Origin of the sequence: Massilia norwichensis, assembly GCF_024753245.1 — a bacterium.
GTDB lineage: Bacteria > Pseudomonadota > Gammaproteobacteria > Burkholderiales > Burkholderiaceae_D > Telluria > Telluria norwichensis.
This window is the reverse complement of sequence record NZ_JANUGX010000024.1, coordinates 1-11,284: the sequence shown is the minus strand read 5'-3', so window position 1 is coordinate 11,284 and position 11,284 is coordinate 1. Positions and strand designations below refer to the sequence as shown.

Annotated in this window: 7 protein-coding genes; 6 read left to right on the top strand and 1 reads right to left on the bottom strand. The window is 62.9% G+C overall.

Annotated features, from left to right (window positions below; all coding sequences use genetic code 11):
- The first annotated feature begins 49 nt into the window (after positions 1-49).
- From hemE to NX782_RS18335, 4 genes are all read left to right on the top strand, one after another.
- Positions 50-1,132 (top strand): uroporphyrinogen decarboxylase, encoded by a 1,083-nt coding sequence (hemE, locus tag NX782_RS18350; RefSeq protein ID WP_258846923.1) that lies wholly within the window; start codon positions 50-52, stop codon positions 1,130-1,132.
- Between the two features lie 542 nt (positions 1,133-1,674).
- Positions 1,675-3,681: a primosomal protein N' gene (locus NX782_RS18345; RefSeq protein WP_258846922.1), complete on the top strand. Its 2,007-nt coding sequence runs from the start codon at positions 1,675-1,677 to the stop codon at positions 3,679-3,681.
- A gap of 24 nt (positions 3,682-3,705) precedes the next feature.
- Entirely contained in the window at positions 3,706-4,542 is an 837-nt protein-coding gene (locus NX782_RS18340) for a hypothetical protein (RefSeq protein ID WP_258846921.1), read from the top strand.
- A gap of 54 nt (positions 4,543-4,596) precedes the next feature.
- Positions 4,597-6,033, top strand: coding sequence for a dihydrolipoyl dehydrogenase (locus tag NX782_RS18335; RefSeq protein WP_258846920.1), 1,437 nt, complete (start codon positions 4,597-4,599; stop codon positions 6,031-6,033).
- Between the two features lie 59 nt (positions 6,034-6,092).
- Here the strand turns inward: NX782_RS18335 and NX782_RS18330 are convergent, their stop codons facing one another.
- Entirely contained in the window at positions 6,093-6,578 is a 486-nt protein-coding gene (locus NX782_RS18330; RefSeq protein ID WP_258846919.1) for an SRPBCC family protein, read from the bottom strand.
- A 173-nt stretch (positions 6,579-6,751) separates the two neighbouring features.
- On the opposite strand from NX782_RS18330, the gene NX782_RS18325 reads away from it, so the two are divergent.
- Positions 6,752-8,821, top strand: coding sequence for a UvrD-helicase domain-containing protein (locus NX782_RS18325; RefSeq protein ID WP_258846918.1), 2,070 nt, complete (start codon positions 6,752-6,754; stop codon positions 8,819-8,821).
- 184 nt (positions 8,822-9,005) lie between these two features.
- Positions 9,006-11,234 (top strand): DUF4214 domain-containing protein, encoded by a 2,229-nt coding sequence (locus tag NX782_RS18320; protein ID WP_308633020.1) that lies wholly within the window; start codon positions 9,006-9,008, stop codon positions 11,232-11,234.
- Positions 11,235-11,284 lie beyond the last annotated feature (50 nt).

The following is an 11,284-nucleotide window of genomic DNA, read 5'->3' as shown; positions in this document are numbered from 1 at the left end:
TAATAGAAGTTTGCCCGCGATTCGGGCGCCGACTTCCAGGTTGCCAGCCATGCCACAATTCGCCCCGCTCCAGAATGACACCTTCCTGCGTGCACTGCTGCGCCAGCCGACCGATTACACCCCGGTGTGGCTGATGCGTCAGGCAGGGCGCTACCTGCCGGAGTACCGCGCCACCCGCGCGCGCGCCGGCTCCTTCCTGGGCCTGGCCAAGAATCCGGATTTCGCGACCGAAGTCACGCTGCAGCCGATCGACCGCTATCCGCTGGATGCCTCGATCCTGTTCTCGGACATCCTGACGGTGCCGGACGCGATGGGCCTGGGCCTGTATTTCGAGGATGGCGAAGGCCCGAAATTCGAGCGCACCGTGCGCACCGAGGAAGACGTCGCCAAATTACAGGTGCCGGACATGGCATCGCTGCAATACGTGTTCGACGCCGTGACCCAGATCCGCACCGCCCTGAACGGCCGCGTGCCGCTGATCGGCTTTTCCGGCAGCCCCTGGACCCTGGCCTGCTACATGGTCGAAGGCGGCGGCTCGCGCGAATTCCACACGATCAAGAAGATGCTGTACGCGCGCCCGGATCTGATGCACCGCATCCTGGACGTGACCGCGCAAGCCGTGACCCAGTACCTGAACGCCCAGATCGACGCCGGCGCCCAGGCCGTGATGATCTTCGACTCCTGGGGCGGCGCGCTGGCCGATGGCGCCTACCAGGCCTTCTCGCTGGCTTATATGCGCAAGATCGTGGCCGGTCTGCAGCGTGAGAAGGACGGTGTGAAGATTCCGGCGATCGTCTTCACCAAGGGCGGCGGCCTGTGGCTGGACGAGATGGCGGACATCGGCGCCGACGCGCTGGGCCTGGACTGGACCGTGAACCTGGGCCGCGCGCGCGCCCTGGTCGGCGACCGCGTCGCCCTGCAGGGCAACCTGGACCCGGCGGTGTTGATGGCCGGTCCGGAGCAGGTAGCGGCGGAAGTCGAAAAGGCGCTGGCCAGCTACGGCACCCCGACGCAGGGCCACGGCCATGTGTTCAACCTGGGCCACGGCATCTCGCAGTTCACGCCGCCGGAGTCGGTCACGGCGATGGTCGAGGCTGTGCACAGCTTCAGCCGCCGCCAGCGCCAGGCTTGAATCCGGATGCTGCCTACGGCGTAATAAATCACACTTATTCACATATTCGTGAACCCAGCCCTGCCTTCCTGTGGAAATGTACAGTACTGGATGGGCTGTCGTAAGTACTTGATTCTTATGGATTTGCTGCCGGGCTGACAGGGTGCGCCAGAGTGGCGCGCGGACTGCCCGGCAGGGACTTGCCCAAGTTGGCAGCGCCTTGTTCACAAAGTTATGCACAGCTTCTGTGCATAATCCCGAAAAGTGCTTGGTTTACCGGGGTTTACGCGATTTCTTCAAGTGTTGCATCAAGTTTTTGCTGCACTGCGCTCAAGTTCTTCACCGGAAATGCCCAGTTATGCACAGAAGCGGCCGAGCGATGCCGAATTTCGCTCTTGACAAGGTTGCGTAGGCAAGTGCCTGAATTTAAAAGAGAAAATTTTTTGTGAACTTAGGGAATTGCTAAGTGCTTTGAGCTAACGTAAACCTTTGTCCCGGTCAAGTTTTCCATTTTCCACAAAGTTTTCCACAGCGCTCCGCAGTGCTTATCCTAAAGGTCCGGTTTGGCGTATTGCATCTTACAAATCGCGCTCGATACCCCGCTCGACAGCGTGTTCGACTATCGCTGGCCATGCGAGCCCGGCAGCGAACCCGCGGTCGGGCAACTGGCGCTGGTCAACTTCGGGCGGCGCGAAGCCGTCGGCGTGATCGTCGCCGTCAAGCAGGAAACCGATGTCCCGCTCGAGAAGCTGAAGGACGCGCTGGCCGTGCGCAGCCAGCTGGCGCCCTTATCGAGCAAATGGCTGGCGCTGGCGCGCTTCGCCGCCGATTATTATCATCGGCCTCTCGGCGAAGTCGCGATGCCGGGCCTGCCGAAGAACCTGCGCCTGTCGACCACGGTGGCGCTGGACCGCGCGCTCAAGAAGCTCGCCAAGCTGGAAGACGCCCACGATCCGAGCCCGGCCGCGATGCCGGTGCTGAACCCCGCCCAGCAGCAGGCCGCCGACGCCATCGGCCAGGCCCAGGGCTTCACGCCGCTGCTGCTGTACGGCGTCACCGGCAGCGGCAAGACCGAGGTTTATCTGCAGGCCTGCGCCCAGGTGCTGGCCAAGGATGCCGAGGCGCAGATCCTGATCCTGGTCCCGGAAATCAACCTGACGCCGCAGCTGGAAGCGAACATCCGCGCGCGCTTCCCGGGCGTGATGCTGGCCACCCTGCACAGCAGCCTGTCCGAGGGCGAGCGCATGCTGCACTGGCTGGCCGCGCACCAGGGCCGCGCGCGCATCGTGCTCGGCACCCGGCTGGCGATCCTGGCCTCGCTGCCGCATCTGAAGCTGGTCGTGATCGACGAAGAGCATGACCCCTCGTACAAGCAGCAGGAAGGCCTGCGCTACTCGGCGCGCGACCTGGCTGTCTGGCGCGCGCACCAGCTGCAGATTCCGATCGTGCTGGGGTCGGCCACGCCTTCGCTGGAGAGCTGGCATCACGCGCAGACCGGACGCTATCGCCGGCTGGAGCTGCGCGAGCGCGCCGTGAAGGATGCCGTGCTGCCGCGCGTGAAACTGGTGGACATGGAGAAGGACAAGCCGAAGGAAGGCCTGACCTCGGCCCTGATCGCGGCGCTGCGCCATCGCATGGAAGTGGGTGAACAGTCGCTTTTGTTCCTGAACCGGCGCGGCTATGCGCCGGTGCTGTGCTGCGACGCCTGCGGCTGGATCAGCAACTGCACGCGCTGCACCGCCTTCATGGTCCTGCACCGGCCCGAGCACCGGCTACGCTGCCACCACTGCTCATTGGAGCTGCGCATTCCGCATTCCTGCCCGACCTGCGGCAACATCGACCTGCAGCCGCTGGGCCGCGGCACCCAGCGCATCGAAGAGGGTTTGCAGGCGCTGTTTCCGGAGGCGCGCGTGCTGCGCATCGACGCCGATTCCACGCGCCGCAAGGGCAGCGCCCAGGAAGCCTTCGACACCGTGCACCGCGGCGACGTCGATATCCTGATCGGCACCCAGATGGTCGCCAAGGGCCACGATTTCAAAAACCTGACCCTGGTCGGCGTGCTGAACCCGGACACGGCGCTGTTCTCGCAGGACTACCGCGCCAGCGAGCGCCTGTTCGCCCAGCTGATGCAGGTGGCCGGCCGCGCCGGCCGCGCCGGCCTCGAATCCGAGGTGCTGATCCAGTCGCGCTACTGCCAGCATCCGCTGTACGGCGCGGTGATGCGCCACGATTACGACCGCTTCGCGGGCAGCCTGCTGGCCGAGCGTGCGCAGGCCGGTCTGCCGCCCTTCATGTACCAGGCGCTGCTGCGCGCGGAAGCGCCGGAACTGGCCACCGCCATCGGTTTTCTCGAGCAGGCACGCGATGCCGTGCCCAGCGAGGACGTGGTGATCAACGATCCGATCCCGATGACCATGACGCGGGTGCATAATGTCGATCGTGCCCAGCTGCTGGTGGAGTCGAGTTCGCGGCCCGCACTGCAGGCTTTTCTGCGGGTCTGGGTCGATGCGCTGCGCGCCATGAAGTCGCGGGTGCGCTGGTCGCTGGAAGTCGACCCGATGGATATCTGATTCACTGTTTTAGGAAACATCAGCTTGCAACTCTCCCCCTTTTCCTGGCAGGCCATGCTGGCCGCCAGTCTCGCTGTCCTGCCGTGCATGCCCGCGGCGGCCGAAGAGTCGAGCGCCGGCCAGAAAGCCGCTGCCGTCGTCACCGACCGAATCACTTCGCGAGACTGCGCCGGCGCAGTGGCCGACCTGAAGACCGGATTGAAGAACGACTTCCCCGAAGTCGCGCTGCTGGCGGGTTCGATGTACGAGCATGGCGTATGTGTGCCGCGCGACTGGAACCGTGCGGTGCCCTTCTATATCCAGGCTTGGCAGGGCGGGGTCGAGAGCGCCGCCGATCGCTTGGCGGCAGGTTATGCGGCGCCCGAAAACGGCACCGACACGGCGGCGGCACTGTGGTGGGCCAGTCGCCGGCCCCGCCATGTGGTGCGTCCGGAAGGCATGGCGACCTGCGCCGTCAGCGACGACGCGGCCAAGGACATCGACCGCTTCGTTGCTGAGCTACAGACCTGGCAGCCGGAACGCCTTGCGGCCTGCAATTACATGACCGGTGTGATGAATATGCTGTCGGCCGAGAGCAATTATCCGGTGTTGGCACTGCGATACCATGTCTCGGGAGACGTGATCCTGCGTTTCCTGCCGGGCGTGCCGCGGGTCGAGGTACAGCAAGGCGTGCTGCCCGAGTTGCAGCATGAAGGTTCGGTCGAACAGGACTTGAAGCGGGACCGCGCCAAAACCCGCCTGGCGGGCTTTGAAAACGCGTTGCGCGAAGTGGCCGACCGCGCCCTGGCGCGTTACCCGCGCCCGGCAGGCATCCCGGCCGATGCCCTGGTCCGGGTCCAGTACCGTTTCGACACCCAATAGAGCATCTCCCCAAAATAGCGTATCTTCATGTCCGCGAACACTCCGGAGATGAAGATGCAGAAACTGAAGGTCGATGTCGCCGTCATCGGCGCCGGCACCGCCGGCCTGGTGGCCTACCGTTCCGCCAGGGCGCAGGGCGCGCGCGCCGTGATGATCGAGGGCGGGCCCTACGGCACCACCTGCGCACGCGTGGGCTGCATGCCCAGCAAACTTCTGATCGCGGCCGCCGAGGCCGCACACATGATCGATGCCGCCCCCGGCTTCGGCGTGCATGCGGGCGAAAAGCGCGTGGACGGCGTGGCCGTGATGGAACGCGTGCGGCGCGAGCGCGACCGCTTCGTCGGCTTCGTGCTGGAAGGCGTGGATAATATCCCGGATGAAGACAAGCTGCGCGGCTATGCGCGCTTCACCGGCCCGCACACGCTGGTGGTCGACGACCATACCGAAGTCGAGGCCGCACGCATCGTGATCGCCACCGGCTCGACGCCGACCAGATTGCCGAAGCTGGAAAACGTCGGTCCCGGCGTGATCACCAGCGACGACGTGTTTTACTGGCAGGACCTGCCGCGCTCGGTAGCCGTGATCGGCACCGGCGTCATCGGGCTGGAGCTGGGCCAGGCCCTGACGCGCCTGGGCGTGCGCGTGAGCGTGTTCGCGCGCGGCGGCAGCGTGGCCCAGCTGACCGACCCGGCGGTGCTGCGTAACGCGGCGCGCGTGATGGCGGAAGAGCTCGACCTGCATTTCCAGTCCGAGATCGTCAGCGCGATGCAGGATGGCGACGAGGTGGCCTTGACCATCCGCCAGAACGGCGAGGAGCGCGCCATGCGCTTCCAGTACGTGCTGCAGGCGGCCGGGCGCACGCCCAATGTGACGGGCATCGGCATCGAGCAGCTGGGACTAGAACTGGGCGCGAACGGCGTGCCGCTGTTCGACAGCCGCACCATGCAGTGCGGGACCAGCCACGTGTTCATCGCCGGCGATGCCAACAACGAGCGGCCGGTGCTGCCGGAGGCGGCCGACCACGGCAAGATCGCCGGCGACAATGCCGGCCGCTACCCGGACATCCGCCCGGGCCTGCGCCGTGCAGCCTTGACCATCGCGTTTACCGAGCCGAACATCGTCAGCCTGGGCGCCAGCTACAAGCAGCTGTGCGCGCCGGGCAAGCCGAAATTCGCGATCGGCCAGGTCTCGTTCGAAAACCAGGGCCGCAGCCGCGTCATGTTGCAGAACAAGGGGATGCTGCGGGTGTACGGCGAATACGGCACCGGACGTTTCCTGGGCGCCGAGATGATCGGCCCGCGCACCGAGCACATCGGCCATTTGCTGTCCTGGGCCGTGCAGGGCCGCCTGACGGTCGAGCAGATGCTGGAGATGCCCTTTTATCACCCGGTGGTGGAGGAGGGCGTACGCACCGCGCTGCGCGACCTCGCCGCGAATATCGCCAAGGGTTGCAGCGATATCGATCCAGACGAGGTGGAGCCGGGTACGTAAAGCGTGGCGCGGCGTGCCACGCCGGAAGTAGGGTGGGCACCCCGTGCCCACGCCTGGCATTAATTCAGATACGACGCGTCCAGCTTCCCCTCAGCCGCCAACTGGCGCAAAATCTTGACCGTATCGATATCGGCCTCCTGGTAGGCGGATTTCTTGAAATCCTCATACATCTTGCCCATCTCGTCGTTGGCCGAGGCATTGCCGTCGTCGTACAGGAAGCGCACCCACATCACGCCTTCGCTGGGCGCCTCGATCGTCATCGTCATGCGCGAAGCGGCGATCTCGCCCTGGGCCGGCACCTCGTAGCGCACCTCCTGCAGCGGGGTCAGGTACACGACATCGTCGATCACCAGCTCGCCGTAGCGCAGGCGGCGGGAAAAGCTGCCGCTCTCGCGTTCGCCGAGGGTGCATTCGTCCAGGTGCGGCATGAACATCTTCGGGTCTTCGGCGCGCAGCACCAGGCCGCGCCACAGTTGTTCGCGGGTCATGGTATCGGCCAGCGGGTTGAGCGGGTCGTTAATCTCGATCAGGTGTTCAAATTTCATGTTTCTGTTCTCTCGCTTGGGCAGCCCCGTTTAAAGGGGCTATGTGGTGGCGGGATGGCGTGCTGACAAGCCACAACATCGTCCAATTTTATTTAAATGATTTTAGCGTGCGCGGCCGGGCTTCGTTAAAATGATGAGCTCTTCTAAAGCAGTCCTGCAGGAAATATTCCCACATGTCGACCCCGAATTTCGGCCTCAACGGTCCGCAGAGCGAAGCCGTGCTCTACCTCGACGGCCCCTGCCTGGTGCTGGCAGGCGCCGGCTCCGGCAAGACCCGCGTGATCACCCAGAAGATCGCCTACATGATCGAGCACCGCGGCTACGATCCGCGCACGATCGCCGCGCTCACCTTCACCAACAAGGCCGCGCTGGAGATGCAGGAGCGGATCGGCAAACTGCTCAAGCAGCCGAAACAGGCCAAGCAGCTGACCGTGTCGACCTTCCACTCGCTGGGCGTCAAGATCCTGCGCCAGGAAGCGGCCGGGGTCGGCCTGAAGGACAAGTTCTCGATCATGGACAGCGACGACTGCTACACCGTCGTCTCGGACCTGGCGGTCACCACCGACAAGCAGGAAATCCGCCGCATCCAGAACGCGATCTCGCTGTGGAAGAACGGCCTGGTCGACCCTGATGACGCGATCAACCAGGCCAAGGACGAAGACGAAGCCCAGGCCGGCCGCGTCTACCGCAACTACGTGGCGACGCTGCAGGCCTACCAGGCGGTCGACTTCGACGACCTGATCCGCCTGCCGGTGGAACTGTTCCGCAACAACGAACCGATCCGCGACCGCTGGCAGCGCCGCCTGCGCTACCTGCTGATGGACGAGTACCAGGACACCAACACCTGCCAGTACGAACTGGTGAAGCTGCTGGTGACGGGTCTCGGCAAGAAGCCGATGTTCACGGCGGTGGGCGACGACGACCAGGCGATCTATGCCTGGCGCGGCGCCTCGGTCGAGAACCTGAAAACCCTGCAGACCGACTTTCCGGACCTGCGGGTCATCAAGCTCGAGCAGAACTACCGCTCGACCACGCGCATCCTGCAAGCCGCCAACGCGGTCATCGGCAACAACCCGAAGCTGTTCGAGAAGGCACTGTGGTCCGAGCACGGCCTGGGCGAACCGATCAAGGTGCTGGGCATGCCGAACGAGGAGACCGAGGCCGACCAGGTGGCGATGATGATCTCGTCCGAGCGCTTCCAGCGCAAGAACAAGTGGGCCGACTACGCGATCCTGTACCGCGGCAACCACCAGGCCCGCATCATCGAGCAGGCGCTGCGCAAGGAGCGCATTCCGTACACGATCTCGGGCGGCCAGAGCTTCTTCGACAAGGCCGAGATCAAGGACGTCATCGCCTACCTGCGCCTGATCGCTAACCAGGACGACGACCCGGCCTTCATCCGCGCCATCACCACGCCCAAGCGTGGGGTCGGCATGACCACCATCGAAGTGCTGGGCGAAGTCTCGAAGCAGTGGAACTGTTCGCTGTTCGCCGCCGCGTTCAAGGGCGGCCTCGAAGCCAGGCTGCAAGACCGCCAGCTGTATCCGCTGCGCGAGTTCTGCCACTGGATCAACGAACTGGAAGACCGTGCCACGCGTCCCGGCCCGTCCGGCAGTGGCGACAATGCCGCCGAGCTGCTCGACGACATGATGAAAGAGATCAACTACGAGCACTACCTGTACGAGAACTTCGACGACAAGGCGGCCCAGGGCAAGTGGCAGAACGTGCTCGAGTTCACCAACTGGCTGAAGGAGCGCGGCCGCGGCGGGCGCGAGCGCGATGGCGAGGAAAAGAACCTGCTCGAGCTGACCCAGATGGTGGCGCTGATGTCCATGCTGGAAGGCCAGGACGAAGAGCAGGACGCGGTGCGCATGTCGACCCTGCACGCGTCGAAGGGCCTGGAATACCCGCACGTCTACCTGGTCGGCGTCGAGGAAGGCATCCTGCCGCACAAGGGCGACGTCGACGACCCGGTGGAAAAGATCGCCGCCCGCATCCAGGAAGAACGGCGCCTGATGTACGTCGGCATCACGCGCGCCCAGCGCACCCTGCACATCACCTGGTGCAAGAAGCGCAAGCGTGCCGGCGAGCTGATGCATTGCGATCCGTCGCGCTTCATCAAGGAGATGGCGCTCGAGGTCGGCGATGCACCGCCCAAGGAAGACGAAGTGCTGAGCCCGAAAGCCCGTCTAGCCAATCTGAAGGCCTTGTTGGCGACGCCGAAGGTCCCGGCGCCGGAATAAACGCATTTGCCAGGAGTTGGCGGCGAGATATTGTCCATAATCGTTCAATATCTATGCGTTGCGCATAAGCCTTGATTAGGTGGCAAGGGGTGCGCACGATTGAAACTCTTATTTGACTTCAACTGTTGAGCAGGAAATACTTTCCTCAAGTGACTTTGTCACAATCAACGTTCAAGTTAAGAGCATGGCAACTGTATCCGACATTACTGTTATTCCAACTTCTGGGTTAAAACACATCGACGCTCTACTCGATACGGGCCCGGACTGGAACTACCTTAGCGCTGCCAATAATACTATCTATTACACATTCTCCATTACGTCTGGTAATGAAGATCCTGCCTCAGCACAGAAAAACTTTACAGGATCTCGGCAGATGTTTAGTGCTGAGCAGCAAGCTTGGGTAAAGCAGTTACTAAAAGACGGGGGGCAGCTTAACCAGTTGACTGGTATTAACTTCGTTGAAACAACTAACGGTACCGATGCTCAGATTCATTTGTGTAACGTGAACCTTATTGTGAGCAACGTAACTGGTTTATGTAGCTGGAACAGTTCATACCAGTACCAATACGGCACTAACAATTTGGTCACCTACAACGCTGATGCGTATGTGTATCTGGATAACGTCGAGTTCGGAGCGGCAAATGCGGATCTGACTCCAGGGAAGAGCGGCTACGAGACTTTGCTCCATGAGATGGGGCATGCTCTTGGTCTCAAGCACTCTTTTTACGAGCCTACTGAAGACAATCCCGATCCGATCTACCTGCCAGGATCACAGGACAATACAAGTAATACCTTGATGTCCTATCACCATGAGCCGATAGGTAGTGCTTATTCGACGTACCGCCCATACGACATCGCCGCACTCAACTGGCTGTACGGCGGCGATGGCCTGGGTGGCGCATTGGGCATCAATTCAACCAGTGGCGGCCGGTATATCACCGGCACCAGCGGCGCAGATACCCTGACGGGTACCGCCGCCAACGATAAGCTTGAAGGCGATGGAGGAAATGACATGATTGACGGAGGAAATGGATTCGATACGGCCGTGTTCCGCAGCGCGCGCAGCAACTATGCATTCAATGCCCTGGCGAACGGCGACCTCGTGGTCACGAGCCTGGACGGCATCGACGGCACCGATACGCTGCGCTCGATCGAGATGCTGCAGTTCTCGGACATGAGCGTGTCCCGTGCCGACATCGTGGTCGACACGACGGCACCGGACAAGCCGACCATGGTCGTTACCAAGAACGTGAACGGCTACGCGACCGGCAGCACGCCGCTCGTGACCGGCAAGGCCGAGGCCGGCTCCACCGTCAAGATCTACACTGCGGGCGACAATAAAGTGGTCGGCACCGTCACGGCCGATGCCAACGGCCTGTACACGCTGACGCTCAATAAATTCGCCGATGGCGTCAATTATCAGGTCTACGCCACCGCAACCGATGCGGCAGGCAACGTCTCGTCGAGCAGCGATCCCATGAGCTTCAATGTCGACGGCACCGCGCCGGTGCGGCCGACCTTCAATATGACCCAGGCCCCTGGCAGCAACCAGGCGCATTTCGACGGGACTGGCGAAGCCGGCACCACGATCGAACTGGTGCGCCTCGGCGACCTGCAGACCATTGCACGTACCACGGTCGGCAACGACGGCAAATGGACGGTGGACACGTCGCCGCTGCCGAACGGCAGCTATACGCTCCGCGTGGTGTCGATGGACAAGGGCGACAATGGCACCAACGCGCTGACCAGCGCCACCCTGACGGTCAACAGCACGGCCAACATCACCGGCACTGCCAACAACGACATGCTCAAGCCGGGTGCCGGCAACAACGCGGTCGACGGCGCCGACGGTCTCGATACCGTCGTCTACGCGGGTCCGCGCAGCAATTACTCGCTCGAGCAGGCAGCCTGGGGCTATGACATCGTCGACAAGGTCGGCAACAACGGTCACGATTCCCTGATCAACATCGAGCGTGTGCAGTTCGACGACGCCTTCGTGGCGCTGGATACCGAAGGCATCGCCGGCCAGATTTTCCGCCTCTACACCGCCTCCCTGGGACGTCCGGCCGAGGCCGCGGGTATGGGCTACTGGATGTGGCGCATGGAAAACGGCACCTCGATCCAGACGGTCGCCAGCGAGTTCATGAAACAGGTCGAGTTCGACACCCTGTACGGCAAGAACCCCAGCGATGCGACCTTCGTCACCAAGCTGTACAACAACGTGCTGCACCGTGACCCGGAGCCGGCAGGTTTCGAGTACTGGATGAATGCCCTGACCAACAACAGCAACACCAACAAGAACGAGGTGCGCACCCAGATGGTGATCGACTTCAGCAACAGCCTGGAAAACCAGGCGAACGTGGTCGGCACCTTCAAGCTCGGCATCGACTACGTGCCCTGGCACCAGGCCTGATCCCGAGATCGTCGCCCATCAAGAGAGCCGCTGTCATAATGCGGCTCTTT